At 56.4% G+C, this 14,221-nt stretch carries 15 protein-coding genes; 9 read left to right on the top strand and 6 right to left on the bottom strand.

The features are described from left to right. On the top strand, positions 1 to 290 hold a 290-nt coding region (locus BLS30_RS05995; RefSeq protein ID WP_210184006.1), incomplete at its 5' end, for a hypothetical protein. Between the two features lie 52 nt (positions 291 to 342). Here the strand turns inward: BLS30_RS05995 and BLS30_RS05990 are convergent. Further along, positions 343 to 720 carry a hypothetical protein gene (locus tag BLS30_RS05990; RefSeq protein ID WP_210184005.1) on the bottom strand — a complete coding sequence of 126 codons (378 nt, stop codon included), beginning with the start codon at positions 718 to 720 and terminating at the stop codon, positions 343 to 345. A gap of 9 nt (positions 721 to 729) precedes the next feature. Further along, positions 730 to 1,926 (bottom strand): tyrosine-type recombinase/integrase, encoded by a 1,197-nt coding sequence (locus BLS30_RS05985; RefSeq protein ID WP_210184004.1) that lies wholly within the window; start codon positions 1,924 to 1,926, stop codon positions 730 to 732. A gap of 208 nt (positions 1,927 to 2,134) precedes the next feature. Here BLS30_RS05985 and BLS30_RS18495 point away from each other — a divergent pair, with 208 nt between their 5' ends. The 4 genes from BLS30_RS18495 to BLS30_RS05965 all read left to right on the top strand — a co-directional run bounded on the left by BLS30_RS18495 (position 2,135) and on the right by BLS30_RS05965 (position 6,293). Continuing rightward, positions 2,135 to 2,491 (top strand): TraM recognition domain-containing protein, encoded by a 357-nt coding sequence (locus tag BLS30_RS18495; RefSeq protein ID WP_090227229.1) that lies wholly within the window; start codon positions 2,135 to 2,137, stop codon positions 2,489 to 2,491. Further along, on the top strand, positions 2,407 to 2,673 hold the full coding sequence (locus tag BLS30_RS05975) for a type IV secretory system conjugative DNA transfer family protein (protein ID WP_139165293.1): 267 nt from the start codon (positions 2,407 to 2,409) through the stop codon (positions 2,671 to 2,673). Before BLS30_RS18495 ends, BLS30_RS05975 begins: the two co-directional genes overlap by 85 nt. A gap of 71 nt (positions 2,674 to 2,744) precedes the next feature. Continuing rightward, positions 2,745 to 4,901 (top strand): sensor domain-containing protein, encoded by a 2,157-nt coding sequence (locus BLS30_RS05970; RefSeq protein ID WP_090227223.1) that lies wholly within the window; start codon positions 2,745 to 2,747, stop codon positions 4,899 to 4,901. Between the two features lie 414 nt (positions 4,902 to 5,315). Next, complete coding sequence (locus BLS30_RS05965) at positions 5,316 to 6,293, top strand: sensor domain-containing diguanylate cyclase (RefSeq protein ID WP_090227219.1); 978 nt, start codon at positions 5,316 to 5,318, stop codon at positions 6,291 to 6,293. Between the two features lie 131 nt (positions 6,294 to 6,424). Here BLS30_RS05965 and BLS30_RS05960 read toward each other — a convergent pair whose 3' ends face one another. The 4 genes from BLS30_RS05960 to BLS30_RS05945 all read right to left on the bottom strand — a co-directional run bounded on the left by BLS30_RS05960 (position 6,425) and on the right by BLS30_RS05945 (position 10,759). Further along, positions 6,425 to 6,961 (bottom strand): YciE/YciF ferroxidase family protein, encoded by a 537-nt coding sequence (locus BLS30_RS05960; RefSeq protein ID WP_090227217.1) that lies wholly within the window; start codon positions 6,959 to 6,961, stop codon positions 6,425 to 6,427. Positions 6,962 to 7,185: 224 nt separating this feature from the next. Further along, positions 7,186 to 8,217: a sensor histidine kinase gene (locus tag BLS30_RS05955; protein WP_090227215.1), complete on the bottom strand. Its 1,032-nt coding sequence runs from the start codon at positions 8,215 to 8,217 to the stop codon at positions 7,186 to 7,188. Between the two features lie 257 nt (positions 8,218 to 8,474). Then, positions 8,475 to 9,179, bottom strand: coding sequence for a YARHG domain-containing protein (locus BLS30_RS05950; protein WP_090227213.1), 705 nt, complete (start codon positions 9,177 to 9,179; stop codon positions 8,475 to 8,477). A gap of 701 nt (positions 9,180 to 9,880) precedes the next feature. Next, positions 9,881 to 10,759: a LysR family transcriptional regulator gene (locus BLS30_RS05945; protein WP_090227211.1), complete on the bottom strand. Its 879-nt coding sequence runs from the start codon at positions 10,757 to 10,759 to the stop codon at positions 9,881 to 9,883. Positions 10,760 to 10,879: 120 nt separating this feature from the next. On the opposite strand from BLS30_RS05945, the gene BLS30_RS05940 reads away from it, so the two are divergent. The 4 genes from BLS30_RS05940 to BLS30_RS05925 all read left to right on the top strand — a co-directional run bounded on the left by BLS30_RS05940 (position 10,880) and on the right by BLS30_RS05925 (position 14,133). After that, positions 10,880 to 11,506, top strand: coding sequence for an NADPH-dependent F420 reductase (locus BLS30_RS05940; RefSeq protein ID WP_090227207.1), 627 nt, complete (start codon positions 10,880 to 10,882; stop codon positions 11,504 to 11,506). Between the two features lie 37 nt (positions 11,507 to 11,543). Then, positions 11,544 to 12,002: a DUF4437 domain-containing protein gene (locus BLS30_RS05935; protein WP_090227204.1), complete on the top strand. Its 459-nt coding sequence runs from the start codon at positions 11,544 to 11,546 to the stop codon at positions 12,000 to 12,002. 70 nt (positions 12,003 to 12,072) lie between these two features. Next, entirely contained in the window at positions 12,073 to 13,062 is a 990-nt protein-coding gene (locus tag BLS30_RS05930; RefSeq protein WP_090227201.1) for a zinc-dependent alcohol dehydrogenase family protein, read from the top strand. A gap of 45 nt (positions 13,063 to 13,107) precedes the next feature. Continuing rightward, a complete protein-coding gene (locus BLS30_RS05925) occupies positions 13,108 to 14,133 on the top strand; it encodes a zinc-dependent alcohol dehydrogenase family protein (protein ID WP_244512367.1) in 1,026 nt (341 codons plus the stop codon). Positions 14,134 to 14,221: the final 88 nt, after the last annotated feature.

Below are 14,221 nucleotides of genomic sequence, written 5' to 3'. Positions count from 1 at the left end.
CGGATAGAAATGATCCCGACAGCCGTTCAAACAACAGAATCGAGTCCTTAGGCGCAACATTGGCTGGGAGGATGGTGAGGGGCTCGCCATCCTCTTATACAACCGGCAGCCTCGACCTCAAAGGTCATGCCATCGCCGAGGCGTCTGGAGCAACTGTCAGCTTAGAATATCAAGGTACGACACTCGCTGGATCGGTGCTCAGTTTCACGGCTGACAAGTCGCCGGCTGAACTCAAGCGGCTTGTCGGCGACAGGCTTAGGGAGCACGCGCGCTACGCCGCTATGCTCTAGGAAAAGACGCACTGCTGGCGGGTCAACTATGTCAGGGAGTTCAGCGTCACTCTTACGTTGTCTGGACTTCGTCCAAGCCCGAAGCAGCCAATACGGCCATCGCCGCCATTAATGCAAACAGCGCCAGCACCGTGCCAACGCCGAACCACTGAGCAATGATGCCAAATACACCGCCGGCAAGAAGAATAAGGCCCACCACCGAATTACTAAGTGCAGTATAGGTGGCACGGCTGTCGAGATCAGCCATATCGACGATGTGCACCGAGCGCCCAAGCCGAACCCCTTGATGCGCGATCATGAGCACAAACAACATTGCGGGCAGCAGCAGTGCGGTCTCCAATTGGTCCGGCATCGCTAGCGCCGTGAGCGCGCACACGGCATTAGCCAGTGACGCCAACGCAGCCGTCCAATACATTTTCAGGCAGATCATCACCCTTGCTCATACCGCCCCCCTCGCTGCGTGCAGCGGCACGACCTTGCCGCGCTTCCCGGCCAAGTATGACGACCACGCGTTCATGAGTTTGCGGCGCTTCTCGAAAACATCGGAGCGCGCATATGCCTGCGATGCGGCGTCCCCGACTTTGTGGGCCAGCGCGGCCTCACAAACCTCGAACGGGAAGTTCGTCTGTTCCTGGGCCCATGTGCGGAATGATGTGCGGAAGCCGTGAACCGATGCGTCGAACCCGAGTTCCCGAACAAGCTTGCTCAACGTCATATCGGAGAGCGCCTTGCCGCGCATCGACGGGAAAACCAAGCCGGACGCATCCCGCAGGGCTTCGGCTTCCCGCAGAATTTCCAGCGCACGCGGTGAGAGCGGTACGCTGTGCTCTTGGGCCATCTTCATCCGAGAGGCAGGCACCTTCAACACCCCGGCTCGAAGGTCGATCTCATCCCATCGCGCGCCGCGCACTTCGCCGGATCGCGCGGCAACAAGAATGAGAAATTCCAGTGCAAGCTTCGTTGCGGCCCACGCACCGGACCCCCGCACCGCATCGATGCACCCCGCAACCTCCGTGTAAGGCAGCGACTTGCGGTGCGCTTTCACCTTCGACTTGCGTGGGATCGCGGGCAGCGAGAGCACATCAGCCGTTGACGGATTGTCCTGCCGGAACCCCTGGCCGATGGCAAACTTGAACACGGCCGAACACCGCAGGATCAGCTTGCGGGCAACCTCTGGTTTTTCATCGCGGATTGCAAGGACGGCGGCGCGAACGTCAGCCCCCGTCACATCGCACACCCGCAAAGAGCCGAAGCGAGGATTGGCATAGGTTTCGAGATTGACCAGAAACGCCTTGCCGTCCTTCGGGTTTCCGAATGTCAGCTCTTTGTGGGCTTCGATGGCCGCTTCGGCAAATGTCGGCATCTGCCGGGCCTTACGCCTTTCAGCCATAGGATCGCCGCCCGACCTTGCAATGCGGCGGTTGTCGAGCGCGATATCACGAGCTTGAGCCAACGTAACGAGCGCGACACTCCCCAACCCTAGGTCGTGCCGCCTACCGCGAATAACAATTCTCTGCATCCATGACTTAGCGCCGGACGGCCCAACCAGAAGATAGAGACCGTTTCCATCTCCGTACCGACCAGGCTTCTTGGCCGAACGGACGAACGCTGCCGAGAGCGTCTTCTTGCTCGTCACGATTTTCCCCACATTTGCTCCCACATAATAACGCGGAATCAAATGGAAGCAAGCGGATCATTCAGGAACGCAGAGTTTCAGAAATCCTGTATTTCTAGAGACTTACAGGGACGCAGCGGAACTATCCGGAATACCGCGTGGCGCACCCCGGCGCCAATTCGCATTATCCACTACAAATATCGCCTAAAACCTTGAATAAAAAGGCTAAATCAGGTGTTCGAAGTCCTTCATTCCGGCTATAGGCCAAAGGCTCCATAAATGCCCGTCTGAGGACGGTTTTCTTGCCGGTAAGATCGGCATTTTTCCATACTTACCGGTCTGGGCCTTCGTTCAGGAACTGTCGGAGCTGATCCGGCTTTACGGCCCACATACGGCGCGCACGGTGCTCTCGCAGGCTGAAGTGAAGCCGCTTTTTGCCGTGCAGGACGAGCAGCTTACCAAAACACTTACGGCAGCGCTCGGCCAAAACCAAACTTCAATTTGGGCCGGTACGACGACGACGAGATCGGGGAAAGCCTGGGCGAAACCGGCAAGCCCCTCATGTCACCCGATGGAATCCGCCTGATGGTAGCGGACGAACAGCTCCTGCTCATCAAGGCACTGCCCGCGATACGGGCGGAGAGATTGCCTTTCTGGTTCGTTGCGCCCTGGGGTTCCTGGGTCGCGCGCAACCCGGTCGAAGGTGAATATCCGGTCGTCCCGCCGCTCCTGCGGCTGAACTACATAATGAAATCCTTTCTGATGTGAGATCCCGCCATTATCCGCAAATTAATACTTTCGAATAATACTATTACTAAAGCATTGGTTAGAGAGAGGCCATGCCGAATTTTCAAGCCATTTTAGATGCATGGCCATCTCCGGCCGCGACACTGGACTGTGATTTAACAATTACGGCATGCAACGTCGCGTATGAAGACGTCACCTTCCGCGATAAAGTATCAATGTTAGGCCGTTCAATTTTTGAGATATTTCCCGGATCAGATCGGCCGCAGTGTGAAGTCCTACAAAATTCGTTTTTGAGGGTCCTTAAAAACAAAAAACCCGACCACATTTCCAATTTTTGTTACGACCTCAATACACCGGTTAACAGCCGCTTCGGTGACCTCCGATGGACTGTCACCAATATTCCCCTCATTTCTCCGGCCGGCGAGATAGCGGGTATTTTGCATTGCCCCTTGAATATCACCGCATTAACGAAGACGCATGGCGAGCCCGACAACGGTCCCCTCGACCACGCGCATTCAGTGGTGCGTGATACGTCGTCAACCCAAGACGTGGAAGGGAATTCTCTTCATCATCTCTTCCAGCAAGCGCCTGGCTTTGTCTGCATCTTACATGGGCCGCAGCACGTTTACGAATTTGCGAACGACGCATATTACCAGTTGGTGGGGCATCGCAAAATCATCGGGAAAGTTTTAGCTGAAGTGTTGCCTGAGGTGGTTTCCCAGGGCTTTCTCGAAAAACTCGATCGAGTCTACAGGACCGGCGAGCCGTTCATCGGCCGCGCTTTGCCGATAGATCTTCAGCGTATTTCCGGAGGTAGCCTTGAACAGAGGTACATTGATCTGATCTATCAACCCATTTTCGATGAAGATCGACAAGTCACAGGCATTTTCGTTCAAGGACACGATGTATCAGAGGCCTATTTCCTAGCAAAAGAAATCGCATACCAAGCATCTCATGACTGTCTGACGGGTATTGCAAATCGCAGGGAATTTTCCCGTCTGACCGAAGACATCGGCGGTCCTGGGCCGCATGCGCTACTGTATATGGACATTGATCACTTTAAGATCGTCAATGATCGTTGTGGCCATGCCGCCGGCGACATCCTCTTGCAGGAAGTGACATCAGTTCTAGAGTCGCAAACCATTAAGAGCGACATCCTCGCACGCTTGGGGGGCGATGAATTTGCGCTCGTGCGCCAGAACTGCAATGCGGAAAAGGCGGTTGAACTCGCGCATCACCTGCGCAAGGCCATCAAATCGATTAATTTTATCTGGCAAGGCCGGCGATACAGCATCACGTTAAGTGTGGGAGTGGCAAACTTTGGAGAAGTGGCGGGGGTTGATTACGAGACGGCTTTAGGACTGGCCGATGCGGCCTGCTTTCTTGCGAAGGAGAAGGGACGTGACCGCGTCAAGCTCAACCGTCCGACGGACGAGGAGATTTGGAAACAACTATCGGACATGGATAATGTGACGCGGCTCCAAGAGGCCATTAAAGACGATCGGATCGTTCTATATGGCCAAAGGATTTTTCATCTGGGAGCATCAGATAGCGAGCAGGCATATTACGAGATTCTCTCTCGACTGCGTAATGAAGCGGGCGAACTGATAGGTCCTGGCGCCTTCATACCGGCCGCCGAGCGGTTCGGAATGATTGAGGACCTTGACCGCCATGTCGTTACCAAATCATTCGCGCACCTTGACAGTCTCGATGAGAATTTACGTAGTTCGGTATGCTATTTCATAAATATCTCGGGCATCACGCTAAGTTCTCCGACTTTTTTCTCCTTTATTGAGAGGCTTCTTTCAGATTATCCGGCTGTGCTTACGCCACAAATTTGCTTTGAGGTAACTGAAACGGCCGCCATTTCGGATATCCGGCGGAGCGCAGTAGCCATGCAAAAATTGGCCGAATATGGTTTTCGCTTTGCGCTCGACGACTTTGGAAGTGGAATGGCGTCGTTTGCCTATTTGCAGGAATTGCCGGTCCAATTTGTCAAAATTGATGGCGAGTTTGTAAAGACTGTAGCGGCAAACCCTGCCAGCGCAATTATAGTGGAGTCTGTAGCCAAGATCGGCGCATGCATGGAAATTCGCACGATCGCGGAGTCCATTGAGTCTGCGACGATGCTTCGAAAACTCCAGCCGTTGGGTGTCCACTACGGTCAAGGTTACGCTTTGCATGAACCTGAAGATCTAGACACCGCCATACGCTCCAACCACGAACTCAGTTTCGCACACGTTGGATAACAATAAATATTGTTTTGGCACCTGCGGATCAAAGTCGTTGAAGACCTCCACGACGAGGTTCTGGATGAAACAGTCTTATCCGGGGGGATTCGGTGCTCAGAGGAGGGCTGCCTTGTAGCCCGAAGTGCGGGCCCTGCATAGCGCTAGATGCGTAGCACGGAACTTGGGCCGTCTCTCTGAAGCAGATTACTCTTTCAGGAATCGCTGTCTGTGGACAAGAGCTAGATTCTGGCCGGCGGGTCCATGGGTTGGTTCCTTTCCATCTGCTCCGCGAAAACACGAACAACGCGGCTGAGCGGTATAAAACGTGCTTGAATCCTGTTGGTGAGGGCATGTATGCCTCAGGCCGTTTTAACCTGATCGAATATATTTTCACGATAGCGATTAGCAGGTTAGCTAGTGAAAGAGCCGAGAATGCACACGATTTCCGATCACGCTTTTGCGGGTGCCGTATTAGACGCTCTCACCGCACACATCTGCGTGGTTAACCTGGAGGGCAACATCGTCGCCGAAAATGAAAGCTGGCGCCGGTTCGCGGGGAAGAATGGCGGCTACCGCACTTTCGTCGGGACGAATTATATTGACGTGTGCATGACCGCACAGGGCTCTAACTCCGAGTCGGCAGCGCGATTCGGAAAGGCTCTTCGCGATGTGCTGACGGGAAAAAGACAGCGTTACCGGGCCGAGTATCCGTGTCATTCACCGACGCGGCAGAGATGGTTCTTGGGAACTGTGACACCGCTGCTCGAACCTGGGAATCGCGGCGAACGTTCGACCGTAAAGGGGGCCGTCGTTTCTCATTTTGATATAACCGCGCGGCGTCTTCTTCAACGCAGATTCAAGAAGCTGTCGGAAACCGACGAATTGACCGGGTTGCACAATCGGAGAAAATTTTTCTCAAAAGTTTTGGATGCCTGGAAGGTTTTGAAGCTCCGTGGCAAACCCGCTAGCGTCGTCCTTGCTGATCTGGATAATTTCAAAAATATAAATGACACGTTCGGACATGACGCTGGCGATCAGGCACTGAGGTTTGCGGCCGGGCAACTTCGTCAGGCGCTACGTCGCCGCGATGTCTTGGCGCGCATTGGAGGCGAGGAATTTGCCATCCTTTTGCCTAGTACTGATGAGTGGGGAGCGGTCATGCTTGCTGAGCGGATGCGCAAGTTGATTGCGGCCGCTCCGGTAGAGGCCGGCTCAGCCTCCTTTCCGATCGCCGCAAGCTTTGGCGTTGCGATGATTTCGCCCTATGATGTGGATGCGGTGGCGGCTGTTGCTAGAGCAGACAAAGCCCTTTATCGGGCAAAAATCGAAGGCCGGAACCGAGTACGCGTCTATGCCGATCCAATCGTGCAAGAAAGCGCCATGGCTATCGGACTCGGTTCCGGCTGCTAATCAGCAGATGCGCCGAAGAAGCCGGATGTCGACTGGACCTAACCTTGCAGTCAGTGCCTCGGCTTCGTTTGCATGTCGTCACCCTCGCCGAAACTCGGTTTTCTTGAGGCACGTAAGGATTACCAGCCAATCTATTTGGTCACTTCGCTGTGCGCTTTCCCTTTGCGGCCCGGCCCCATGGAAGTTTCGTCGGCGTGAACATTGATCTCCGAAAGCCCGAGTTCCGATAGCTTCGCGTCCGTCTCTTTCTCTTCCTTCAACGTCGCGCGGAGCAACTCGGCGGCATCGGGCATACCAAGCTTGTCAGCCCAGGCCGCAAGTGTTCCGTACCGGGAAATTTCATAATGTTCGACTGCCTGCGCTGCCGACAGCATTCCCGCATCGCGGACGGTGTCGTTTTTTGCTTCCTGCATAATTTCGTCGGCCTCTTCCGCGAGGCCGTCGATCGCCGGGCAACGCTTCCCACGCGCGGCCTTGTCCATCATGCCAAAAATCTTTTCGAGACGTGCAACTTGATTTTCAGTCTGATCGATGTGTTCCTCGAACGCACCCTTAAGTTTTTGAGATTTGGCCTTCTTCGCCATCTTGGGCAGATTTTTGAGAATGGCCTTCTCGGCATAAAGCACGTCGCGTAGTGTATCTTCGAACAGTTTTTCAAGCGTTTCCATTTTTACTCTCCGTCAATGACGTTTGAAAAAGGAAGCCAGTCCCGGCAAGGAGCAATCAACATGCGGTAGGTTCAAGAGATGGCGCACGATACCTACCGTCGTCTCCGGACGAACGCGTTCGCACGTCAGGCGCTTGGTAGTTGTTCATGGGTGGAACGCGGCGCCATGACGCCTCCTTCGCCTGCAAAACGGAGATCGCAGCGAAATCGTTCCGGAGGATACTCTCAGGCGACCAATGAACAAATGTTATCGCCAAAGGGGCGATGGGCAGGCTCATGGAGTAACATGTCCGCAGTGAGTGGGAACGTGACGGTCACGATACACCCGCATTCCGTTACCTTGCGCTCCGAAGTGCCGTTAAGCTGCGTGGCGAGAAGTGACACAAGCCTAGTGCCCATTCCCCCGCTCGCGGATTCAGTACAACCGATTCCATTGTCAGCGACACTGATCACCGCCGACGCATTGTCGGTTGAGAGGCGCACTGATACGTTTCCCTGCCTGTTTTCCGGAAAGGCATATTTATAGCAGTTCATCACGAGTTCATTGACGATCAGCCCAACCGAGGTCGCTTCACGAGGTGGCAGCATCATTGGATCTGACGTGACGGATAGGGACACCTTTCGGAGGTGGCCCACGCTATCGCGAAGACTATTGCAAAGATCTAAGAGGTAATCCTGCATATTGACAAGTCCGCGGTGACGCGAACCCTGTAAATGGGAATGCAGCGCTGCGAGTGCATGAACACGGCGGGCAACGGCCTCTAGGGCAGGTCGAGCTTCAAGGGGAGAGCTCTTCAACTGGAGTCCGATCACAGACACAATCATCGCGAACTTGTTTTTTATTCGATGGGACATTTCGTCAAGCAGCAAAGCGTTTTCTTTCCGCGCCTCGTCGAGCCTAAGCAGCTTGCCGCGAAGCGCATCTCCGAGAAACACGAGACCGCAACCGACTACCACAAAGGCCGCAAGAGCGGCGGGATGGGCACTGCCTTCGTTCCAGTAAAGCCATAATCCATCGACAAGCACGCTACCAAGGACCGCCAATAGTCCGCAGCCCCATCCGAAAACCAGGCTCGCAATGATGATTGCAGGGACAAACAATATTAAGTCCGAGGAGCCAGCGACTACGTTCAAGCCACAGAATACTGCGAAGCTTAGCAGTACCATCACCAAGGTGATGCTAACTCCGATCAGACCTTGAGGGCGTTCCGACAAACGCTGGAGTAGAATCTCGACTCTGTGCTGGAATATGTCCATGCTGGGTCCTTAGGATCAATCGATACCTCTAAATTGATAGTGTGCAACCTTGTACGCTTGATAGACATTAAGCAATTTTTGCAGGGGGGAGCGTTAATTTGGATGAAGGCCTACGGTGGCGTCGAGAGTCCAGCGTCGTGAACGTCACGTCGGTATCAGGGTAGCCGCTGGAAAGCGTCGCAATGCCACCATCGTTATATAGCCGCCGTTGATCGCTTAGACCGAAAACAGTGGAGTGAACATCCCGGTACCGCAGTCTATTCTCCGATTAGCTTGCAGGAAAGAGCCACATTGCCGGCTTTTGCCGCCTCATCCTGGTAGATGCCGCAGTCGAGAATGTTGTCGGAAAAAACTTTGCGGCTAGTGTAGACGTTTATGAGCAGCATCGGGCGCTGACCGACGATCTTCTTCAGATCTTCATTTGCTACCCTCATCCCTCCTAAATGAGCTGCTTCGCCGGGTTTGATATCGACTGTCTCAGACGTTAGCTGGACTTCGCCCATTTCATCGCCTTTTACACCCGCTGCTGCCTCACCGTAGTATAGGGCCCATACGCGGATGGTTTCCCCGCTAGTCCGCAGCCGTTCGTCGGCTTTCGGCGATAGGGTTATTTCAACCGTGTATTTCGGAAGTGCGGCGCCAAGGGAATTGGTAGCAACTTGGCTTGGGCTCGTGCGACATCCTCGAGCCGCTTCCAGGTTCCTGATTGTCTGAACCGCATCGCGGTCAGCAGCATTAAGTTGCCCGAACGGCGGGAAACACGCCTTACCAAAGATTGCTTGTGCCTTTGGGGTTTCAAAGCAATGTCCGTTCTCAGCAAAAATAGCGTTCCTGGCTCGCCAAAGACTGTCACAAACTTCGGACGCTGACGCTGGCGTGTTCAGTAGCGCTGAAAGGAATAGGCAGACGATCATCAGCATGCGGCTGTACGCATCTGAGAAAGCTTTGACTTCATGCTTCATTTAATTTCGTCCTTAACATTGCCTGACGGTATCGGAATAGCGCAGTTATCGGAATAACGCGTGACACAGAAGCTGTCGATGCAATGACTTTAGTTATGGTAAGAAGCTGATCTTGGCAGCGGCGATTACTGGCAGACAACTGACGCGCCAGGTGAGCCGCGCCAGTGAGGGTGGCGAAGGCCGCGCGTCGGTCAGGCAGCATGCGTGTCTTCCTTTGCCGAAAAGGCCGCAAGGTATCGCGCTGCCTCGGACGCCTTGGCGGCGGCGGTGAAGATGGCGCGGGGATCTTCTTTCAGAAGCTTGAGTAATCGCGAGGTGTCGATAATGTGCAGGTGCGCTGCGTCCGCACTGACTTTCCTGTGTATTGAACGCGCGCGGCGCTTTCTTCCTGCGCATTATTTGTCGCTTCGAGCAGCTGCTGAATCCCGCGGTCCGTGACACACGGTATTGATCCCTGCCGGAGTCGCCGCTATTTGGCTGGCTTGGGCAGGGATGGTAGTGACGATCTGAGTTGAGCACGACCGCTTCGACCCAAATCGTGTCGGTTCCGCCGTATGAGGGGGACTTCGGCTGAGGGCCCATAAGCCGAAGTCTCAGGTACTTCCGCCGTTCGCCGCTTCGGGCCACTAAGGGACCTCGAGTTCTGTTCCGCCGCTCGCGGGCGATCGGCCATCACGCCAGACGTAGGCGATACGCGCACGTCACCCGAACCGCGACGCCGCGAACTCGATGAACGATCGAAGTTTGGGCGTAACCCTGCGGTCCGGGGCGAATAGGAGGTGCATCGGTCGAGTTGCACGCCAATCTGGAAGGACTCGGATCAATCTGCCGGCCTTCACATCTTCCAGGGTAAGCTCTGATGCCTGGAAGATAATTCCGAGGCCAGCAAGCGCGGCCTCTTTTAGCGCCTGCCCACTGTTGGTGGAGAACCGCGACGTGACTCTAACGGCGACCGTGTCGTCCCTGCCGTTGAATTCCCAACGCTCCTCAATTGCTGATCCAGCGAAGCCCAGGCAGTCGTGTCCTGTAAGGTCGCCCGGGGCGGTCGGTGTGCCCCGAGCCTCGAGATAGGTCGGGGATGCGCATGCGATGAGTTCCATTGGTCGCAGGCCCCTAGCGATGAGGGTGCTGTCTGTCAGCGGCCCGGCGCGAAACACGCAATCGTAGCCTTCGTCTACGAGATCCACGACGCGGTCGTTGAGAGTCAGACGGACCGTCACTTCGGGGTTCGCTGCCATGTAGGCGGGGACGAGCGGCGCGAGGCTATGGGTGCCAAAGGTGACGGGTGCGTTCACGCGCAACTCGCCCCGAGGTCTGGCCCTGCTATCCGCGGCCAGCGCTTCCGCCGCCTCGAGTTCCGCAAGCACGATCCGCGTTCGTTCGAGGAAGTCCTTTCCCGCGTCCGTGAGGCTCTGTTGACGGGTGGTGCGATTCAGAAGCCGGACCCCAAGATGCTCCTCCAGCAATCGGATGTGTTTGCCGACCATCTGCCCGGAGATCCCGAGCGCGTCGGCAGCCGCCGTGAACGAGCCGGTGTCGGCGACCTTTGCGAAAGCCTCCATGCTTGCGAAGCGGTCCATTCAATTCCCAACGATTGGTTTCAAGTATCCCAATCATACGACGATTTATTACGAAGCGTGAGGGCCCCATATTCCTCATCGACGCCGACACGAGGTCGGCCAACCCGACAGGAGATCAATATGACCGTCGCTATCCTCGGAACCGGAAACATGGGCGCGGGCATTGCGCGCCTGCTCGCCAGCAAGGGAATCAAGGTCGCCATTGGCTCGCGCGATCCGGCGAAGGCCGCCAAGCTCGCCGAAGAGATCGGCGCGGGCGCCCAAGGCGGCGGCGTCGCGGCGGCAGCCAAGCTCGCCGACGTCGTGATCCTCGCCGTCAACTACCCGGTGGTCGCGGAAACAATTCGCGAGGCAGGGGGCCTTTCCGGAAAGGTCCTCGTCGACATCTCGAATCCGATCACGCCTGACTACAAGGCGCTGACCGTCGGCCACACCACGTCCGCCGCCGAAGAAATCCAGAAACTCGCGCCGGAAGCCAAGGTTGTGAAAGCGTTCAACACGATCTTCGCGCAGCTTCTGCCCGCCGAGGCCCGCGAGGGACGCGCCGTGCAGGTATTCGTGGCGGGCGATGACGAGGCCGCCAAGAAAGTCGTGTCAGACATCGTCGCCAAGGGCGGTTTTGAGCCTGTCGAGTCCGGCCCGCTGTCGAACGCGCGGTACCTCGAACCTGTCGGAGAGATCAACATCCACTTCGGCTTTTTCCTCGGCTGGGGCACCAGCGCTGCTCCCGCATGGATCAAGGCCTGAACCGAACTTCCAACTTAATCCCAATGAGAGCTTTGTCATGACCACCACCATCATCGCATTTTCTTTGGCGCTGCTTGCTTTCGGATTCGCGAGTGCCCCCGCTTTGGCTGAGGACAAGTTCGTTCCATCGACCATCAAGTCCGCTGCTGACTACGAGTGGCAGGAATTTGCGCCGGGCACGCCGCTGACCTTCGTGCCGCTATGGGGCGATAGGTCCTCAGACGGGGAATACGCCATTCTTCTGAAACTCCCAGCCGGCTTCTCTTCCGGCACGCACGCACATACACACGACTACCATGGTATCAACATCCAGGGCGCGTGGGTTCACACCGATCGTGTCGCGACGGACGAGAAAGGTCTGCCGCCCGGATCGCTGGTGACGCAACCCGGCCTCTCCATGCACGCCGACCATTGCAAGGGGCCGGAGGACTGCATTCTCTTGATCTACCAAAAAGGCAAAAGCGACTTCATCCCCAAACCGAAGTCCGCCAACTGAAACAAATCGGAACGCCTTCCGCCTCGCCGCGGAAGGTCGTTTCCCGCATTTCAAAGACCGGAGATCTAGCATGAGCCGTATCGTGCGCTTTCACGAAACTGGTGGCCCGCAAGTCCTGAAAATCGAGGACGTCGATGTCCCGACGCCGAAGGCCGGAGAGGTCCAGATCCGCGCCAAGGCGCTTGGGCTCAACCGCGCCGAAGTGATGTTCCGCACGGGCCAATATGTGACGCAGCCGGCCTTTCCGGCAATCCTCGGCTATGAAGTCGCAGGCGTCATCGAGGCAATCGGCGCAAGCGTCGAAGGCTTCGCAATCGGCGACAAAGTCAGCGTGGTGCCCTGCTTCATGCTCGGCGACTACGGCCTCCACGGCGAGCTGGTGAATGCTCCCGCATTCGGTGTCGTCAAGCATCCGGAGAACCTGTCCTGGGAGGAGGCTGCCGCCACCTGGATGATGTTCGTCACAGCGTATGGCGCGCTCGTCGACATCGCCAAGACTGAGCCAGGAGATGTGGTGCTGATCCGCGCGGCCTCGTCGAGCGTCGGCCTCGCCGCGATCCAGATCGTCAACATGCTCGGTGGCGTCTCGATCGCGCTCACGCGCGGTGGCTCCAAACGGAACACGCTGTTAGCCGCAGGCGCCCAGCACGTCATCGCGACCGAAGAGCAGGATCTTGTCGCCGAGGTGATGAAGATCACGGACGGCAAGGGTGCGCGCATCGCCTTCGATCCGGTCGGCGGCCCCGAGGTTCCGAAGATCCTCGCGGCCCTGTCCTATCTCGGAATTTTTTTTCAATACGGCGCGCTCGACACGGGCGACGTACCTGTCCCGGTGATGTCACTGCTCGGTAAGGATCTGACGATCCGCGGCTACCAGCTGTTCGAGATCACCAAGGACTCGGCGCGACTCGAGCAGGCGAAGCGCTTCGTCGTTGACGGTCTCGCATCAGGAGCTTTGAAGCCTGTGATCGCGAAGACATTCAAGCTCAACGAAATCGTAGAGGCCCATCGCTTCATGGAATCGAATGCGCAGGTCGGAAAGATCGTGGTCATTGTCTGACGAGCTGAATGCCCAATCCACCTTCGCCTAGAGGAGTTGCACGCGATGACCAGTATTCCGACAACGATGCGCGCAATAGAAGCGCACTCCACCAATTTTGATGATCTCACGCTTTCCACGTTGCCGACACCGCAGCCGCAAGCCGGCGAAATCCTCGTGAGAGTTAAAGCCGCGAGCATCAACTATCGCGACATCGTCCTCGTGAAGGGGCTCTATAAGCCCGACATCAAGTTTCCGTTTGTGCCGCTGTCCGATGCGAGCGGCGAGGTAGCCGCCATTGGCCCGGGCGTGACGCGGTTTCGGGTCGGCGATCATGTCGTGCCAACCTTTATCCAAGGCTGGCCGAATGGTTTACCGATCCCCGAACGTCGTGCGAACTGGACGCTCGGTTGGCCACGCACCGGCGTGCTTCAAGAGTATATCGTTGTTCCGGCCGATGACGCCGTCTTGAAGCCTGCGAGCCTCTCGCACATTGAGGCGGCAACTCTGCCGATCGCTGCACTCACCGCCTGGTCTGCGCTCACCCGGGGAGGCATTAAAGGCGGTGACTGGGTGCTGGTCGAAGGGACCGGAGGCGTTTCGATTTTTGCGCTTCAGTTTGCAAAATCGATGGGCGCCAAGGTTATCGTGCTGACATCCAGCGAAGACAAAATGCAACGAGTCCGCTCGCTCGGTTCCGACAGTGCGGTCAACTACAAGCAGGTTCCCGAATGGTCCGGTGTCGTACGCGACATGACCGGCGGGCACGGCATCGACATCGTGGTTGAAACGGCCGGTTCCACTCTACCGCAGGCGTTAAAGGCCATGTCGTTTGGCGGATATGTCGGCATCGTGGGCTTCCTCGGTGGGTTTGAGGTTCCAATGCCGATCGTCCCTCTCATCGAGTCGATGCTTCGGATTGAGGGGATCGCTGTTGGTTCTCGCGGACAATTCGAAGCCATGAACCGAGCTATCGAGGCGGCCGGCATCAAGCCGGTCATCGATCGTGTGCTGGCGTTAGCTGACGCGAAGGAGGCCTTCAAATTAATGGAACGAGGTGGTCACTTTGGTAAAATCGTCATTGAGTTATGACGCGCGCCAAATCTGCTGTGGCGCGAAGCAGTGGACGTTTGCATGGGTGCTGACGTCCGCTTCGGATCGTGAAGCCGACATTGTTTGC

The organism is Filomicrobium insigne (assembly GCF_900104305.1).
GTDB classification, from domain to species: Bacteria; Pseudomonadota; Alphaproteobacteria; order Rhizobiales; family Hyphomicrobiaceae; genus Filomicrobium; species Filomicrobium insigne.
Note: the sequence above shows the minus strand (reverse complement) of the source record. Positions and strands in the feature narration are given on the sequence as shown.

Excerpts from the sequence above, each read along its gene's own strand:
- BLS30_RS05960 (WP_090227217.1), bottom strand. The coding sequence starts at position 6,961 with ATGGAAACGCTTGAAAAACTGTTCGAAGATACACTACGCGACGTGCTT.
- BLS30_RS05930 (WP_090227201.1), top strand. The coding sequence starts at position 12,073 with ATGAGCCGTATCGTGCGCTTTCACGAAACTGGTGGCCCGCAAGTCCTG.
- BLS30_RS05945 (WP_090227211.1), bottom strand. The coding sequence starts at position 10,759 with ATGGACCGCTTCGCAAGCATGGAGGCTTTCGCAAAGGTCGCCGACACC.
- BLS30_RS05925 (WP_244512367.1), top strand. The coding sequence starts at position 13,108 with ATGACCAGTATTCCGACAACGATGCGCGCAATAGAAGCGCACTCCACC.
- BLS30_RS05940 (WP_090227207.1), top strand. The coding sequence starts at position 10,880 with ATGACCGTCGCTATCCTCGGAACCGGAAACATGGGCGCGGGCATTGCG.
- BLS30_RS05935 (WP_090227204.1), top strand. The coding sequence starts at position 11,544 with ATGACCACCACCATCATCGCATTTTCTTTGGCGCTGCTTGCTTTCGGA.
- BLS30_RS05965 (WP_090227219.1), top strand. The coding sequence starts at position 5,316 with ATGCACACGATTTCCGATCACGCTTTTGCGGGTGCCGTATTAGACGCT.
- BLS30_RS05990 (WP_210184005.1), bottom strand. The coding sequence starts at position 720 with ATGATCTGCCTGAAAATGTATTGGACGGCTGCGTTGGCGTCACTGGCT.
- BLS30_RS05955 (WP_090227215.1), bottom strand. The coding sequence starts at position 8,217 with ATGGACATATTCCAGCACAGAGTCGAGATTCTACTCCAGCGTTTGTCG.
- BLS30_RS05970 (WP_090227223.1), top strand. The coding sequence starts at position 2,745 with ATGCCGAATTTTCAAGCCATTTTAGATGCATGGCCATCTCCGGCCGCG.
- BLS30_RS05950 (WP_090227213.1), bottom strand. The coding sequence starts at position 9,179 with ATGAAGCATGAAGTCAAAGCTTTCTCAGATGCGTACAGCCGCATGCTG.